This window comes from Nocardia sp. X0981 (genome assembly GCF_977089955.1).
Genome location: NZ_OZ372435.1, coordinates 3,503,012 through 3,518,778 on the forward strand (window position 1 = coordinate 3,503,012; position 15,767 = coordinate 3,518,778).

13 protein-coding genes are annotated in these 15,767 nt (G+C 67.4%); 5 read left to right on the top strand and 8 right to left on the bottom strand.

What is annotated here, in order from left to right; genetic code table 11:
• Nucleotides 1-111: 111 nt before the first annotated feature.
• Complete coding sequence (locus ACYR7D_RS15590; RefSeq protein ID WP_459545300.1) at nucleotides 112-465, top strand: DUF485 domain-containing protein; 354 nt, start codon at nucleotides 112-114, stop codon at nucleotides 463-465.
• A gap of 2 nt (nucleotides 466-467) precedes the next feature.
• Nucleotides 468-2,096 (top strand): solute symporter family protein, encoded by a 1,629-nt coding sequence (locus ACYR7D_RS15595; protein WP_459550178.1) that lies wholly within the window; start codon nucleotides 468-470, stop codon nucleotides 2,094-2,096.
• A gap of 71 nt (nucleotides 2,097-2,167) precedes the next feature.
• Here the strand turns inward: ACYR7D_RS15595 and ACYR7D_RS15600 are convergent, their stop codons facing one another.
• Both ACYR7D_RS15600 and ACYR7D_RS15605 read right to left on the bottom strand, forming a co-directional pair.
• Nucleotides 2,168-3,352 carry a sensor histidine kinase gene (locus tag ACYR7D_RS15600; RefSeq protein ID WP_459545301.1) on the bottom strand — a complete coding sequence of 395 codons (1,185 nt, stop codon included), beginning with the start codon at nucleotides 3,350-3,352 and terminating at the stop codon, nucleotides 2,168-2,170.
• 238 nt (nucleotides 3,353-3,590) lie between these two features.
• Complete coding sequence (locus ACYR7D_RS15605) at nucleotides 3,591-4,037, bottom strand: hypothetical protein (protein ID WP_459545302.1); 447 nt, start codon at nucleotides 4,035-4,037, stop codon at nucleotides 3,591-3,593.
• Between the two features lie 257 nt (nucleotides 4,038-4,294).
• Between ACYR7D_RS15605 and dnaE the strand changes: the two genes are divergently transcribed.
• Nucleotides 4,295-7,846, top strand: coding sequence for a DNA polymerase III subunit alpha (gene dnaE / locus ACYR7D_RS15610; protein WP_459545303.1), 3,552 nt, complete (start codon nucleotides 4,295-4,297; stop codon nucleotides 7,844-7,846).
• Between the two features lie 27 nt (nucleotides 7,847-7,873).
• On the opposite strand, the gene ACYR7D_RS15615 is transcribed toward dnaE, so the two are convergent.
• Nucleotides 7,874-8,488 carry a class I SAM-dependent methyltransferase gene (locus tag ACYR7D_RS15615; RefSeq protein ID WP_459545304.1) on the bottom strand — a complete coding sequence of 205 codons (615 nt, stop codon included), beginning with the start codon at nucleotides 8,486-8,488 and terminating at the stop codon, nucleotides 7,874-7,876.
• 90 nt (nucleotides 8,489-8,578) lie between these two features.
• On the opposite strand from ACYR7D_RS15615, the gene ACYR7D_RS15620 reads away from it, so the two are divergent.
• Nucleotides 8,579-8,746 carry a DUF4236 domain-containing protein gene (locus ACYR7D_RS15620; RefSeq protein WP_459545305.1) on the top strand — a complete coding sequence of 56 codons (168 nt, stop codon included), beginning with the start codon at nucleotides 8,579-8,581 and terminating at the stop codon, nucleotides 8,744-8,746.
• An 82-nt stretch (nucleotides 8,747-8,828) separates the two neighbouring features.
• Here the strand turns inward: ACYR7D_RS15620 and ACYR7D_RS15625 are convergent, their stop codons facing one another.
• The 4 genes from ACYR7D_RS15625 to ACYR7D_RS15640 form a co-directional block, all read right to left on the bottom strand.
• Nucleotides 8,829-9,554 (bottom strand): amino acid ABC transporter ATP-binding protein, encoded by a 726-nt coding sequence (locus tag ACYR7D_RS15625; protein WP_459545306.1) that lies wholly within the window; start codon nucleotides 9,552-9,554, stop codon nucleotides 8,829-8,831.
• Nucleotides 9,555-9,557: 3 nt separating this feature from the next.
• Nucleotides 9,558-11,351, bottom strand: coding sequence for an ABC transporter substrate-binding protein/permease (locus tag ACYR7D_RS15630; RefSeq protein WP_459545307.1), 1,794 nt, complete (start codon nucleotides 11,349-11,351; stop codon nucleotides 9,558-9,560).
• A gap of 159 nt (nucleotides 11,352-11,510) precedes the next feature.
• Nucleotides 11,511-12,494 carry a phosphotriesterase family protein gene (locus ACYR7D_RS15635; protein ID WP_459545308.1) on the bottom strand — a complete coding sequence of 328 codons (984 nt, stop codon included), beginning with the start codon at nucleotides 12,492-12,494 and terminating at the stop codon, nucleotides 11,511-11,513.
• A 280-nt stretch (nucleotides 12,495-12,774) separates the two neighbouring features.
• Entirely contained in the window at nucleotides 12,775-14,052 is a 1,278-nt protein-coding gene (locus tag ACYR7D_RS15640) for a PucR family transcriptional regulator (RefSeq protein WP_459545309.1), read from the bottom strand.
• A gap of 163 nt (nucleotides 14,053-14,215) precedes the next feature.
• Between ACYR7D_RS15640 and ACYR7D_RS15645 the strand changes: the two genes are divergently transcribed.
• Nucleotides 14,216-14,767, top strand: coding sequence for a hypothetical protein (locus tag ACYR7D_RS15645; protein ID WP_459545310.1), 552 nt, complete (start codon nucleotides 14,216-14,218; stop codon nucleotides 14,765-14,767).
• A 29-nt stretch (nucleotides 14,768-14,796) separates the two neighbouring features.
• On the opposite strand, the gene ACYR7D_RS15650 is transcribed toward ACYR7D_RS15645, so the two are convergent.
• Nucleotides 14,797-15,657: a helix-turn-helix domain-containing GNAT family N-acetyltransferase gene (locus ACYR7D_RS15650; RefSeq protein ID WP_459545311.1), complete on the bottom strand. Its 861-nt coding sequence runs from the start codon at nucleotides 15,655-15,657 to the stop codon at nucleotides 14,797-14,799.
• Nucleotides 15,658-15,767 lie beyond the last annotated feature (110 nt).

Here is a 15,767-nt window from a genome sequence, read left to right on the forward strand (position 1 = left end):
CCGCACCGTCGCATCCCTTCGGCGAGTGACCGCTGTCACACCTATCGAGGCCGCGGTGTCCTTGGCTAACTTCAGGACGGGTAACGCACGTCACAGCGCAAGGAACACGGCATGACCGATACAGATTTCGACAAAGGCGGCGGCCGGGCCACTCCGGCCGCCGATTTCGTCGCCGCGCAGGCAAGTCCGGAGTTCCAGGAACTCCGTAACAGGTTGCGCCGCTTCATTTTCCCCATGGCCGCGCTGTTCCTGCTCTGGTACCTCGGCTATGTGCTGCTCGGTGCCTACGCACACGATTTCATGGCAACCCGGGTTTTCGGTGACATCAATATCGGGCTGCTGCTCGGGCTGGGACAGTTCGCCTCGACCTTCCTGATCACCGGTCTCTACGTCCGATTCGCCAATCGGGAACTGGATCCCCGGGCCGCCGCGCTGCGCGCCGAACTGGAAGGAAATGAGTCGTGACCATGCTGTACGCCGCCGGCACAACGGTCGGCAACCCGGCCGCGAATATCGCTATCTTCGCGCTGTTCGTCGTGGTCACGATGGGTGTGGTGTTCTGGGCGGGCCGCAACACTCGCGGCGCCGCGGACTATTTCACCGGCGGGCGCGGGTTCACCGGCCCGCAGAACGGTATCGCCATCGCCGGCGATTATCTGTCCGCGGCGAGCTTTTTGGGTATCGCGGGAGCCATCGCGGTCTACGGCTACGACGGGTTCCTCTACTCGATCGGCTTCCTGGTGGCCTGGCTGGTGGCATTGCTGCTGGTAGCCGAAATGCTGCGTAATACCGGCAAGTTCACCATGGCCGATGTGCTGAGCTTCCGGTTGCGGCAGCGGCCGGTCCGCACCGCCGCCGCGATCAGTACCCTGGCGGTTTCGCTGTTCTATCTGCTCGCGCAGATGGCGGGTGCCGGGGGTCTGGTGGCGCTGCTGCTGGATGTGTCCAGCAGAACCGGACAGGCCGTGGTGATCGCCGTGGTCGGGGTGCTGATGATCGTGTACGTACTGGTCGGTGGGATGAAGGGCACCACATGGGTGCAGATCATCAAGGCGGTGCTGCTGATCGCCGGCGCCGCGGTGATGACCGTCATGGTGCTGGCGAAGTTCGGCTTCGATGCTTCGGCGATCCTGAGCGGTGCCCAGAGCGCTGTTTCCGGCTCCGGTGACGCGAAAGTGGCCGCGCGCGATGTGCTCGCACCCGGCGCCCAGTACGGCGGCAGCGAGATGTCGAAGCTCAACTTCGTCTCGCTCGGCCTGGCGCTGGTACTGGGCACCGCGGGCCTGCCGCATGTGCTGATGCGCTTCTACACGGTGCCGACCGCCAAGGAAGCGCGGCGCTCGGTGGTCTGGGCGATCGTGTTGATCGGTGCCTTCTACCTGTTCACCCTGGTACTCGGCTACGGTGCGGCGGCGATCGTCGGCCCGGACCGGATCCTCGGCGCGGCCGGCGGGCAGAATTCGGCGGCACCGCTGCTGGCCTTCGAACTCGGTGGAGTGATCCTGCTCGGCGTCATCTCGGCGGTGGCGTTCGCGACCATCCTCGCCGTGGTGGCGGGGTTGACCATCACCGCTTCGGCCTCGTTCGCGCACGATATCTATGCCAATGTCATCCGCCGCGGCGCGGTGGACGACAACACCCAGGTCCGGGTTTCACGGATCACCGCCGTGGTGATCGGTGTCCTGGCGATCGGGCTGGGCATCCTGGCCAACGGCCAGAACATCGCTTTCCTGGTGGCACTGGCCTTCGCGGTCGCCGCTTCGGCGAATCTGCCGACCATCCTGTACTCGCTGTTCTGGCGGCGGTTCAACACCAGGGGGGCCCTGTTCAGCATGTACGGCGGTCTGCTGTCCACCATCGTGCTGATCGTGTTCTCCCCGGCGGTCTCGGGTTCGGCGTCGGCCATGCTGCCCGATCTGGACTTCGCCTGGTTCCCGCTGTCGAATCCCGGAATCGTTTCCATCCCCTTGGCATTCGTCCTCGGCGTGGTGGGTACCTATCTCGGTGACAAGGACGGTGAGGATCCGGCCAAGACCGCGGAAATGGAGGTCCGGGCACTGACCGGGGTCGGCGCGGAAAAGGCCGTCGCGCACTGAATCCGGGTCGCACGATCCGGTGCCGGCCGGTCCCCGCTCTGTGAGGGTGAGCGGGGCCCGGCCGTTTCCCGTTACGGCCGGATACCGGCCCGGAATTTGGGGACGCGCATACTCACCTTCGTACCGGCGCCCGGCGCGGTATCCACCACCAGCCCGTAATCGTTGCCGAACGCGGCCCGTAACCGGTCGTCCACATTGGCCAGCCCGATATGCGGGGCCTCCCCGCTCGCCCCGCTGCCGGCGGCGTCCAGCGAGCCCGAGCTCAGCAGGTCGGGATCCATTCCGGCGCCGTCGTCCTCGACACTGATCACGCAGTCGGTCCCGCTGTCCATCGCTTCGATGGTCACCGTGCCACCCCCGGGGACACCCGCCAGCCCGTGCCGGACGGCGTTCTCCACAAGGGGTTGCAAAGCCAGGAACGGCAGGGTCACCCCGAGCACCTCGGGAGCTATCCGCAACCGCACCTGCAACGCCGATCCGAACCGGGCGCGCTCGAGTTCCAGATAGCGCTCGATATTGCTGAGTTCGTCGGCCAGTACCGTGTACTCCCCGGCGGCCCGGAAGGAATACCGGGTGAAATCGGCGAAATCCAGGATGAGTTCACGCGCCCGGTCGGGATCGGTGCGGACGAACGAGGCGATGGTGTTGAGCGCGTTGTAGATGAAATGCGGGCTGATCTGGGCGCGTAACGCCCGCACCTCGGCGCGGTCCAGCCGTGCCCGCGAGGCGTCGAGCTCGGCCAGTTCCAATTGCCCGCAGGCATAGCGCGCGACCTCGGCCAGCGCGCCGAGGGTTCCCGGGCCGGGCTGCCCGCCGGTGACCATACCGAGCGCACCGGGCACGGCACCGCTGTCGGCCAGCAGCGGCCGGACGACCAGGGTGCGTCCCGGATGGTCGGCCTCGGGTACGTGGACCAGCACCGCCCGTTCCTCCGCGACGGCCCGCCGGGCCGCGGCACCGAACTCGGGCATCAGGCCTCGGTGCGTCCCGTCCCAGGCCAGGATTTCGCCGTCGGCATCGGCCACCCCGATCCCCTCGGCCCCGATGAGGGTCCGCAGATGCGGAGCGGCGTCCAGTGCCGATTCGCGGGTCAGTCCCCGGCGCAGCGAGCGGGCCGCGAGCGAGGCGGTGTGCAGGGCCGCGTGGACCGCGCGTTCCGCCGGGGTGGTGACCATCCGGCGCGTCCGTGCCCAGATCAGCAGCGCGCCGGCGATCAGTACGGCCGCGGCGCAGACGGCCAGGACGGACGCTGTCATCGCATACCCCTGTCCCGGTCCGGTGCGGACCTTCTCGCCGGCCTGGGCCGGTCATCGTCTCACGCTCCCCGCGGCAACCGCCATTGCCGCGGGAAACCTTCTCCGGAGACGATGACCGGCCCACGCCGGCGAGCCGGTGCGGTAACCGGGACGCGGGCCGTCTATCGGGTGGGCCGTACGGTCCTCCCGCCGCGTGGGCCGGGGACGGGGCCTGGATCCACTTCGCGAGTGCCGGTGATCACCCCTGATACTTCGCCACGGTGAACTCCACGGCACCCGGTTCGGGGAGATGGGCCGCGCCCACCGTGACGGTCGCGGTGAACCGCCCGATACCGGGCCGGAACAGAGCCGAGCGTCCGTCGTTGATCCAGTGCCCGGGTCCGTTCGCGGTCCTGGTGACCGAGCCGGTTTCCCCGGTGTCGAGATTGCGCCAGTTCAGGGTGACCGGCAGGCTGCACGGGCCGATTCCGAACATGATGGTCGATACCGTGAACGCGGCGTGTTCCGGATATCCGGGACCGGTGACCGAGGTGTCGACCTGCGCGAGGCAGGCGCCCTCGGTCAAGGAGTAGACGGTTCCGAACGAGCCGTCCTCCGCCGCGGCGGGTGCCGCGGTGGCCGTCAGGGTCCCCACCGCCAGCGCTGCCGCGGCCGGCAGAGCGAGCGCCATCGTACGTGCTGTCATCGTTCACCTCGCTGGGTCGATCGTGCACCGGTGTGGTCGTGGGAGGGGTGGTCGGAGGGATACATCCGGGTACGTGACGCGGCCCGACCCTACCAGCGACCGGCTCCGGCCGGGGGCCGAATCGCGCTGCGACGGCAGGTACCGGCGACGACACGCCGGGTCCGGCGGGCGCGCCGATCCGGCGCCGTGGCTGTCGGCCGGGGCGCATAAACTCACTACACCAGCCTTCGCCGAGCCATTGGGAGGAAGGACAGATCTTGGCCGCCTCGTCCGGATTCGTTCATCTGCACAACCACACCGAGTACTCGATGCTCGATGGGGCCGCCAAGATCTCGCCGCTGTTCGCCGAAGCCGAACGTCTCGGTATGACCGCCGTGGGTATGACCGACCACGGCAATATGTACGGCGCGGCCGAGTTCTTCCATTCGGCGAAGAAGGCCGGGATCAAGCCGATCATCGGTATCGAGGCCTATATCGCGCCCGGCTCCCGCTTCGACACCAAACGGGTCCTGTGGGGTGATCCCAGCCAGAAGAGCGACGATGTCTCCGGCTCCGGTGCCTACACCCATATGACCATGGTCGCCGAGAACGCGACCGGCCTGCGCAACCTGTTCAAACTGTCCTCGCTGGCGAGTATCGAAGGCCAGCTCGGCAAATGGGCGCGGATGGACGAGGAACTCATCGCCGCGCACGCCGAGGGCATCATCGCCACCACCGGTTGCCCCTCGGGGGAGGTGCAGACCCGGCTGCGGCTCGGGCACGAACGCGAGGCACTCGAGGCCGCCGCCAAATGGCAGGAGATCTTCGGCCGCGACAACTTCTTCCTCGAGGTGATGGACCACGGTCTGTCCATCGAGAAACGGGTCCGCCAGGGCCTGCTCGAGGTCGGTCGCGCGCTCGATATCCCACCGCTGGCCACCAACGACTGCCACTACGTCACCAAGGAGCAGGCGAGCAACCACGAGGCGCTGCTGTGTGTGCAGACCGGTAAAACCCTTTCCGACCCCACCCGGTTCAAATTCGACGGCGACGGCTACTACCTGAAGTCCGCCGCGGAGATGCGGGCGCTCTGGGACGACGAGGTGCCCGGTGCCTGCGACAACACCGTCTGGATCGGGGAGCGGGTCCAGTCCTACGCCGAGGTCTGGGAGCATCGCGACCGGATGCCGGTCTTCCCGGTTCCCGAGGGGGAGGATCAGGCCGGCTGGCTGCGCAAGGAAGTACACCGCGGGCTGGAGCGCCGGTTCCCCGGCGGGGTACCACGCGAGTACATCGAACGCGCCGAATACGAACTCGGCGTGATCATCGAAATGGGTTTCCCCGCCTATTTCCTCGTGGTCGGTGACCTGATCAATCACGCTCGGGAGGTCGGTATCCGGGTGGGTCCGGGCCGCGGCTCGGCGGCCGGCTCGCTGGTCGCCTACGCCATGGGGATCACCAATATCGACCCCATCCCGCACGGGCTGCTGTTCGAGCGCTTCCTCAACCCCGAACGCGTATCGATGCCCGATATCGATATCGACTTCGACGATCGCCGCCGCGGTGAGATGGTCCGCTACGCGACCGAGCGCTGGGGTAGCGACCGGGTCGCCCAGGTCATCACCTTCGGCACCATCAAGACCAAGGCCGCCATCAAGGACTCGGCGCGGGTCCAGTTCGGGCAGCCCGGTTTCGCCATCGCCGACCAGATCTCCAAGGCGCTGCCCCCGCCGATCATGGCGAAGGATATTCCGCTGGCCGGGATCATGGATCCCGAGCACGAGCGGTACAAGGAAGCCGCCGAGGTCCGCGAGCTCATCGGTAACAATCCCGATGTCGCGAAGATCTACGAGACCGCGCGCGGTCTCGAGGGCCTGATCCGTAACGCCGGTGTGCACGCCTGCGCGGTCATCATGTCCTCCGAACCGCTCATGGACGCGATCCCGCTGTGGAAGCGGGCGCAGGACGGCGCGATCATCACCGGCTGGGACTACCCGTCGTGTGAGGCCATCGGCCTGCTGAAGATGGATTTCCTGGGTCTGCGCAACCTGACCGTGATCGGTGACGCGCTGGACAACATCAAATCCAATCGCGGTATCGACCTCGATATGGACAATCTGCCGCTGGACGACCCCGCCACCTATGAGCTGCTCTCCCGCGGCGATACCCTCGGCGTGTTCCAGCTCGACGGTAGCGCCATGCGCGATCTGCTGCGCCGGATGCAGCCCACCGGTTTCGAGGATATCGTCGCCGTGCTCGCGCTCTACCGTCCCGGCCCGATGGGCATGAACGCGCACAACGACTACGCCGACCGCAAGAACGGCCGGCAAGAGGTCAAACCGATCCACCCCGAGCTGGAAGAACCCCTGAAAGACATCCTGGCCGATACGTTCGGCCTGATCGTCTACCAGGAACAGATCATGCAGATCGCGCAGAAGGTCGCCGGCTATTCGCTCGGCCGAGCCGATATCCTGCGCCGCGCCATGGGTAAGAAGAAAGCCGAGGTTCTCGAGGCGGAATTCGAGGGTTTCGAGGCCGGTATGCAGTCCAACGGCTTCTCCAAACCCGCTATCAAGGCTCTGTGGGACACCATTCTCCCGTTCGCCGGTTACGCGTTCAACAAATCGCATGCCGCCGGCTACGGCCTGGTCTCCTTCTGGACCGCCTATCTCAAGGCCAACTATCCCGCCGAATACATGGCGGGTCTGCTCACCTCCGTCGGTGACGACAAGGACAAGGCCGCGGTGTATCTGTCGGATTGCCGCAAACTCGGCATCACCGTGCTCCCGCCCGATGTCAACGAATCGGAGACGAACTTCGCTTCGGTCGGCGCCGATATCCGTTTCGGCCTGGGCGCGGTGCGCAATGTCGGGGCGAATGTGGTCGCCTCGATCATCAATGCCCGTAAGGAGAAATCGAAGTTCACCGATTTCTCCGATTATCTGAACAAGATCGATACGGTGGCCTGCACCAAGAAGGTCACCGAATCGCTCATCAAGGCCGGGGCGTTCGATTCGCTCGGGCATCCCCGCAAGGGCCTCATGCTGGTGCACTCCGACGCCATCGACGCGGTCATGTCCACCAAGAAGGCCGAGGCGATCGGTCAGTTCGATCTGTTCGGCGGAATGGACGACGAAGGCGGCGAATCGGTGGCCTCGGTCTTCGATGTGAAGGTCCCCGACGAGGAGTGGGATTCCAAACACCGCCTCGCCCTGGAACGGGAGATGCTGGGCCTGTACGTTTCCGGCCATCCCCTCAACGGGATCGATCACGTGCTGGCCGCCGCCGCCGACACCCAGATCCCCCAGATCCTGGAGGGCGGGATCAAAGACGGTACCCAGGTGACCGTCGGCGGTATCCTGGCCTCGGTCAACCGCCGGATCAACAAGAACGGTCTGGCCTGGGCATCGTGCCAGCTCGAAGATCTCACCGGTGGTATCGAGGTACTGTTCTTCCCACAGGCCTATTCCGTCTACGGTATGGACGTGGTGGAGGACGCCGTGGTGCTGGTGAAGGCCCGGGTCTCCATGCGCGACGACCGTATCTCGCTGATCGCCAACGATCTGGCCGTGCCCGACCTCTCCGCGATCGGGGTGGCCAAACCGCTGTCGGTGACCATCTCCACCCGGATGTGCACACCCGACAAGATCAGCGAACTCAAGCGGGTGCTCTCCCGGCATCCGGGGACCTCGGACGTGCACGTACGGCATGTGGGCGCGCGGGAGAAAACCACCCTGCTGAAACTGGACAGCAGTTTGCGGGTCGAACCGTCGTCGGCGCTCATGGGCGATCTGAAGGCCCTACTCGGTCCCGGCTGCCTGGCGAGCTGAGCGCCGCGACCGGGCCGGGTGGCCGGTTCACGGATTGACGGCCACCCCGAGCGACTGGGTATCGAAGAAGGCGGGGCCCGGCCCTCGGAGGACCTCGATATCGCGGATGCCGAAGCCCGCCGACTGGATGAGCCCCCGGATATTGCGATCGAGGTGGCACCCGCCCGCGAGCCGCTGCTGGAGCGGGTCCAGCCGGTGCTGCCAGCGCTGGACTCTCGGGTCCGGTGCCAGCCCGTGCTCGACGAAGTGGAAGGTCCCGCCCGGTATCAGCACCCGCCGCACCTCGGCGAGAGCCGCGTCGATATCGGGGATGGTGCACAGGGTCCAGGTCGACAGGGCGGTATCGAAACTGTCGTCCGGGAAGGGCAGTGCCTGCCCGTCCAGCGCGGCCCGGGTCACGGGTACCCGGGCGGCGGCCACGCGCTCGGCGGCGAGCTTCCAGCCGAGGTCCGCGGGTTCGACCGCGCTCACCGCGGTGATACCGGCCGGGTAGAAGGGCACGTTCAGGCCGGAACCGAAACCGAGCTCGAGCACCCGGCCCGACAAGCCGGAGCACACTCGCTCCCGGAGCGGTTCGTTGGATTTCATCCCGCACGCCGTATTCACGATGCGCGGAACGATATGGTCGCGGTAGTAACCCACGTCTCCCACTCTGGCACCGCCGACCGGCGAAGGCCATAGGGAATCACCCCGATCCGCTATCCCGGGGCCCGAGAGGCAGGGAGGCCGTCCATGCCCATCGGATTCCGGCAGCGCGAATCCTTCGGGCCGCTGAAATCGAATTTCACCCAGTCGGGTCTGTCCTCGTGGAGTATCGAGATCGGCCCGTGGTCGTGGAACTCCCGTACCATGAAGAACAGTGTCGACCTGCCCGGTCCGCTGAGCTGGCGTCAACGCTGACGGCCACCGGTCCCGGTTCCGGACGAGGCCGCGGTCCGGTCACCACCGTGCCCCTGCCGCCCCGCCCGGTGGGTGCGCCCGCCTACAGCACCTGATCGAGAAACCGTCGCAGCCGCGGCGTTTCGGCATTGTCGAAAAGCGCCTCGGGGCTACCCGATTCCACCACCACACCGGCGTCCATGAACACCACGTGATCGGAAACGCTGCGCGCGAAGCCCATCTCGTGGGTGACCACGATCATCGACATACCGCCGCCGGCGAGATCCGACATCAACGACAGCACGCCCTTGACCAGTTCCGGATCCAGTGCCGAGGTGGCCTCGTCGAAGAACATGATGTCCGGTTTCATGGCCAGGGCCCGGGCGATCGCCACCCGCTGCTGCTGGCCGCCGGAGAGATTGGCGGGCCGGGAGTCGGCTTTTCCGGCGAGGCCGACCACCTCGAGCTGTTCCAGGGCCAGCGCGCGCGACTCCTCCTTGGACAGTCCACGCAGCTTGCGCGGCCCCAGCGCGATGTTCTCGGCCACCGTGCGGTGCGGGAAGAGATTGAACTGCTGGAAAACCATACCGATGCGCTGGCGCAGCCGGTCGGGGTTCTCCTGCAGTACGGATTTCCCGTCGAGCAGGATATCCCCGGCGTCCGGTTCGTGGAGCCGGTTCAGCACCCGCAGCAGGGTGGACTTCCCGGAACCGGAGGGACCGATCACCGTGGTGGTGCGCCCCGCGTCCACATGGATATCCACTCCCCGCAGCACCGGGTTACCACCCAGCCGCAGCCGCAGCCCGGTACCGGTCAGTGACGCGCTCATGGATTACCCCCGGCCTTCCGTGATCGTGGCCTGCTCGACCGGGTCGATCGGCTGATCGGGCCGGCCGGTACGCATGCGGTGGTCGATGTAGTTCACCAGATGGGTGAGCGGAATGGTCAGCAGCAGATAGACCAGACCCGCCGCGACGAGCGGGGAAAGGTTACCGGTCTGCGCGTTGAGGTCGCGGCCCACCGCGAACAGTTCCCGCTGGGTGGCGAGCAGGCCGAGGAAGTAGATCAGCGACGAGTCCTTGATCAAAGCGATGAACTGGTTCATCAGCGCGGGCAGAACCCGGCGCACACCCTGCGGGATCACCACCAGCGTCATCGCCTGGCGGTAGCCGAAGCCGATCGCGCGCGCCGCCTCCAACTGGCCGGGTTCCACCGATTGGATACCCGAGCGGAAGATCTCACCGATATAGGCCGAGGCGAGCAGCGCCAGCGCCACGGCGCCGAGCCAGTACGGATTGTTGCCGGTGATCTCGCCGACCACCGGACCGATACCGAGACCGATGAGCAGGATGATGACGACCGCGGGCAGGCCCCGGAAGATATCGGTGTAGATCCGGGCCGGCCAGCGTAACCAGCGCGTACGAGAGATTCCGGCTACCGCGAGCAGCATGCCGATGGCGGTGCCCAGCGCACCGGAGACCACGGCCAGGATCAGAGTGTTGGGCAGGCCGGTCTTGATCAGGTCCGGCAGAGCCCGACGGTACAGCTGCCAGTCGAAGAAGGTGTCGCGCAGTTGCTCCAGCGTGGATTTCGGCGCCTGCCGGGTCGGTTCCCGCGGTGCGTCCTCGGCGGCGAGCGCGGCGAAATCGGGGAGTTGCGGGGCAGGTGCGGCCTTCGATCCGGGTTTCCAGCCGGGTGGTAGTTCCCGCGGCACCCACTCGCTGTAGAGCCGGGCGTAGGTGCCGTCGGCGATCACCGCGTCCAGCCCGGCGTTGAGCGCATCGATGAGCGGTTGATTGTCCTCGGCGACCGCCCAGGCGACGGAATTGTCCAGGCTGAAGGAGTTCTCCACCACCGAGGTGGCGTCGCCGGGCGCGATCGCTCCCTCGGCCTGCGCGGAGGGAGCGACCCAGGCATCGACCTGCCCGGTCTTCACATTCGCGTAGGCGGTGTTGTAGTCGGGGAATTTCACCGGGTCCAGGCCCAGTTCCCGGACCACGTATTCGTCCTGGACGGTGCCCTGTACGACCGCGATCCGGGAGCCGGGCCCCAGATCGGCGAATCCGCGTACCGGGCTGCCGTCCTTCACGACCAGCGAGAAGTAGCCGAAATCGTAGCCGTTGGTGAAGCCGACCAGCTCCCGGCGGGCGTCGGTGGTGGTGATGTTGGAGGATCCGACATCGAAGCGCGCACCCGCGACCTGCGCCAGCAACCCGGCGAATTCGGTCCCGGAGAATTCGACGCGCAGACCGATCTTCGCGGCCACCGCCCGCAGCAGCTCGTTGTCGAAGCCGGTGAAGGTACCGGCCGAATCGACACAGATACTGGGCGGGGCGTCCGAGAGCGTGCCCACGCTGAGCACACCGGGCCGGATCAGGCCCAGGCGGGAGATATCCACCGATTCCGGCGCGGGCGCCGAGGCCGTGGTGAAGCGGTCCTCGGTGTCCGCATCCGGGGCGCGCAGGTTCTCCGGCGCGGCGGCGGCGGCTTCCGGGCCGGGTGGCGCGCACAGATCACGCGCGGGTGCGCCGTCACCGCCCCCACCGCAGGCCGTCGCCAGCAGGGCGATGGCGAACAGTATCGCGGCGAGCAGCGCACGAGAGCGCGGAGCGGGCAGAGCAGGCATGATCGCCCACCCTAATCCCCGCCCGGGCCGGGGGCGGGACGCCGGGTCGGGCCGGTGCGGTCCGTACCGCCGGCTCGTTCCCGGTGGCCGGCGGGCCACCGCGGGGTCCACCGCCCGAGTTCCGTTCGCCGGTTGCCGGATTCGGCTCGGACGGCGAGATCACCGGCCTTCGAAGAACGCGCGCGGTACGTCGACGAACATCGTATCGATCTGTTTCTGCTCGATTCCGCGGTCGAGGACATAGGGGATGACGTCGTCGAACAGATGTGTGTAGTGCCACTGTGGCAGTACGGCCGCCTGCATGGCCGGTTCCATCCAGTCCATATAGCAGCTGGAGTCCTGGGAGAGCACCATACGCTCGGCGTATCCGCGGCGCACCATCTCGATGAGTGTATCGGCGCGTGCCTCGAAGGTGGTGTCGAGATTTATCCCGAACCGGTCCATACCCAGGACGAATCCGGCGTCCGCGAGGGTGGTCAGGTAGTCGATATCGGTGGTGTCGCCGCTGTGCCCCAGTACGATCCGCCGTGGGTCGACCCCCTCCTCGGCGCACATGACGCGCTTGACCTCGAATCCCGATCCGGAATCGGGATGGGTGTGCACGGTGATCGGGACCCCGGTTTCGTGGTGTGCCCGGGCGACCGCGCGCATCACCCGTTCGACGCCGGGCGTCAGGCCCTGGGCGTCGATGGCGCATTTCAGCATGCCCGCTTTCACCCGGGTACCGGCGATACCGTCGCGGATATCGCTGATGAACATATCGACCAGGGGATCGGGGACATGCGTGCCGAGCAGCGGATCCAGCGCCGGACCCCGGTACCGGAAGAAGAACGGCACGTCGTCGTAGGTGTAGAGGCCGGTCGCGACGACCAGCTGTAGTGGAATGCGCTCGGCGATCTGGGCGATCCGGGGGATGTAGCGGCCGAGGCCCACCACCGTCGGGTCCACGATGGTGCGCACTCCCGCCTCGTAGGCGGCGGTCAACTGGCGTACGGCATCGTCCACCCGCTCCCGCTCCGATCCCCATTCGGCCGAATAGTTCTGCTGTACATCGGAGCTGAGCACGAAGATGTGCTCGTGCATGAGGGTGACGCCGAGGGCGGCGGTGTCGACGGCACCGCGGACGGTTTGGATCGAAGGCACAGCGAACAACTCCTGAGGCGGGCGGGATGGGGTGCGGGGGCGCGTCCCGTGAACGGGGGATCCGGACCGCGGGGGATACCGGTCTACGGCGCGGGGCGACGGTTCGTCCGGTACTGATCACCCAGGGGCGCGGTTCGCGGAACAACGGAACCATACGGCGGATATGGTCGGGCACACCATATTCCGGCGGCATGAAAGGTTCTCCGGTATTTGTGCTCGCGGCACTATTCCGGTGCCTGCCGCGCCGTGCCTATAGGCGTGATGTCCGAATGATGTGGATTCAGCGAGATGCCGTCCCCGGGCGCAGGACCGCCGCACCGAGCCGGTGTGTGGCCTGTAGGGCCAGCCGCAGATGCAGATCCGCGTCGTGGCCCGTGCGTCGCGCACCGATCAGGTTCAGTGCCTGCCGGACGCGGTACTGCACGGTATTGCGATGGACGGCCAGTTCCTGGGCGGCCGCGGCATAGCTGTGGTTGAGGGCCAGGAAGACACGCAGGGTTTCGCGCAGCCACAGATTGCGCTGATTGTCCACCGCCAGCTCGCCGAGTTGATCGGCGACGAACTCGCGCAGCGTATCGATATCGGCCGCCATCAGCGCCGTGGCCGCCATATCGGCATAGGAGAGCACCCGCTCGCCGCCGGGACCGGCGAGCAGGGCCAGCCGGCGGACCCGGGCGGCCTGCCCGGCGGCCTGCCGGAACCCGGCGAGTCCGGCCGCGCAGCCGCTGACCGCCACTCGTACCGGCAGCCCGCGTTCGGTCAGGACGTCTTCGATGGCGGCGGCGTCGACAACTGTCGCGCGGGGGACCGAGAACCACAACCGGGCCTCGTGCTCGTCCATCGGAACCAGGAGTGTTCCGTGGACCCGCCCGAACAGGCCCAGCAGGGCCAGCCGGAGCTGATCGAGGACATCCGCCGCGGTGGCGGACCCCACCTGCGGATCGGTCCACGCGGTCACCGCGAGGTGGTGCCCGGTCAGCGGGTACTGCAGGGCCTGCTCCGCTTCACCGGTATCCACGGCCGAACCGTCGAGCAACCGGCTCACCCAGCGCTGCCGCAAACCGCCGCGGCTGCCGATCCACCGCTCGTGTTCCTGTTCGTAGGCCACGGTGACCTGCTCGCAGACCTGGTCGATATAGAGCGAGGTGCGGTTGACGATGCGCGCGATCACCGCGGCGGCATCCGCGCCGCCGGCTTCGGTCGCGTAGCGCATGGCGACGTCGAGGAATCCCGCCAGTCCCACCCGGTACGCGCGGACCAGGGCGGAAGCCGGCACATCGTTGCGGGCCAGGGCGCGAGCATAACCGACCGCGTGGTCCGGAGCGCGTATCTCGTCCGCGCTCGCCCCGTTCGCCAGGAATTCGAGCGCAGCCGTGAGATTGTCGTTGGTCCCGGCCTCCATCAATTCCTGCAGCCGGGCATCCTGGCCCAGATTCTGCACCCGGGTGCGGATCTCGACCGAGAGATATCCGATGAACTGGTCGCGTTCCTCCCGCATCCGCTGTGCGACCTGCTCGATCACACCGTCGATGTCACTACCACCCGATTTCCGCTCCACCCTGTCATGATCGCGCGACACCGCGCGGGCTGTCGCATCACCTCCGTTCGCACCACCCCGCGACGGATATGGGGATAGAGTCGGCGGGCAGGCGGGGAGGCCGGTGTAGCGGATCCCGCGCGGCGGGTGTTGGTGCAGGATCGACCCGGTACAGGACGGTGTCATGAAAATCGCCGTCGGCGCGCCCGGCTGGTACGACGCGTGTACCCCGGATGAGCGTGCCACCACGGTGGCCCTGGCCGTGTCCCGATGGAAATGGTCCGTGGTGTGGTCGGGGCTGGCCGTGGCCGGAGTGTTTCTCACCCTGTTCGTGCTCGTGGGCGAGTTCCTGCCCTTGGCCTGGCCGGCCGATACCGCGCCGCGCGGTGCGCTGCTCGTCGCGTTGTGTTCCCTGCTGCTCGATCTGGCCGTCCTGCTGCCGAACGCGGTGGCCTGGTTCCGGGTCGGGCAGGTGTTCTCCGGGAACGCGCCGGAGGCGGTGGTACGGCCCTTCCGCCGGCTGCGCTGGGTGCCGACCTCGCTGGTGTCGCTGTTCGGCACGGTGGCCATGGCGACGGCCGGTATCCACCCGCTGGCGCGCTACGGCGCGGCGGGAGTCCGGGGTTTGTCCTTCGATGCGTGGCTGACCGCCGGTATCGCGGTGCTGTGCGTGATGTGCGGTCTGTCCACCCTGTGGCTGAAAGTGATCCTGCGACCGGTGCGGACCGGCCGGTAGCCGGCCGGTCCGGAATCCTGCCGTGCCGTTCAGTTGAGCGGGCTGCGCCGCTCCAGCAGGACGGCGTCGCGCCAGTGGCCTTCGAACCGGCCGATCCGTTCCCGGATACCGACCGTGCGGAACCCGGCCGCGTGATGGAGCGAAACGCCGACGCGGTCCTCGGGGAACACGGTGGTCTGCAGGGTGCGCAGCCCGGCTTCCTCCGCGGCCACGACCTGCTGCCGGAGCAGGGCGGTGCCCACACCGCGACCTTCGAGATCGTCGGCCACCATAACGCAGCTGTCGGCGACGTCCCGGTAGAACTCGTGGCCCGACACCGGGGTGAGAGCGGCCCAGCCCGCGATCCGGCCCTCGATCTCGGCCACCCACCGGTGGCCGGGAAGCCACTCGCGGTCCAGGGTGCGCCGGTCGGGGGTTTCGGCGGCGACGATCGCCGGGTAGGCGGTGCCCCGCGCGGTGTAGATGGCCAGGACCGGATCCCAGTCGGCGTCGGTCATCGCCCGGACGCCCACATCGTGGGGTGGATCGTCCGGGCACGGCGGCTGCGGGGTCAGGATGCCCATCACCGCGTCCGCGGTGTGCGGGAGTTCGGTGCAGCGATGCGGGTTGACGGTGACGAGGGTGGCGGTGCCTTCTCTGTGTACGGTGACGAAACCGGCGTCGGTGAGTTTGCGGACGTGATGGGAGACGGTGGGTTGTCCGATACCGAGTGCCTCGGCGATTTCTCCGATGTGGATCCCGGCGGGACTCGTGGCGACCTGGTGCAGTAACCGGACCCTGGTCGGGTCGGCCAGGCAGGAAAACCAGCCTGCGTAGACGGTCGCATCGGCGACCGGGAGCGCGTCACCGCGCACCTGGTCCCGCACGACCGGCGGTTCCAAGGAGGTCATGGGGCCCACTATATCGAGGCGTATATACCACGAGCCGGAATTCATCGCACGGCCGGTCGCGCGGGGGTGGGTGTCCCGGACGAGCATCCGGGGATCCGCGCGGGTCGGCG

Excerpts from the sequence above, each read along its gene's own strand:
- ACYR7D_RS15590 (WP_459545300.1), top strand. The coding sequence starts at position 112 with ATGACCGATACAGATTTCGACAAAGGCGGCGGCCGGGCCACTCCGGCC.
- ACYR7D_RS15600 (WP_459545301.1), bottom strand. The coding sequence starts at position 3,352 with ATGACAGCGTCCGTCCTGGCCGTCTGCGCCGCGGCCGTACTGATCGCC.
- ACYR7D_RS15595 (WP_459550178.1), top strand. The coding sequence starts at position 468 with ATGCTGTACGCCGCCGGCACAACGGTCGGCAACCCGGCCGCGAATATC.
- ACYR7D_RS15625 (WP_459545306.1), bottom strand. The coding sequence starts at position 9,554 with ATGAGCGCGTCACTGACCGGTACCGGGCTGCGGCTGCGGCTGGGTGGT.
- ACYR7D_RS15605 (WP_459545302.1), bottom strand. The coding sequence starts at position 4,037 with ATGACAGCACGTACGATGGCGCTCGCTCTGCCGGCCGCGGCAGCGCTG.
- ACYR7D_RS15650 (WP_459545311.1), bottom strand. The coding sequence starts at position 15,657 with ATGACCTCCTTGGAACCGCCGGTCGTGCGGGACCAGGTGCGCGGTGAC.
- ACYR7D_RS15620 (WP_459545305.1), top strand. The coding sequence starts at position 8,579 with ATGCCCATCGGATTCCGGCAGCGCGAATCCTTCGGGCCGCTGAAATCG.
- ACYR7D_RS15645 (WP_459545310.1), top strand. The coding sequence starts at position 14,216 with ATGAAAATCGCCGTCGGCGCGCCCGGCTGGTACGACGCGTGTACCCCG.
- ACYR7D_RS15630 (WP_459545307.1), bottom strand. The coding sequence starts at position 11,351 with ATGCCTGCTCTGCCCGCTCCGCGCTCTCGTGCGCTGCTCGCCGCGATA.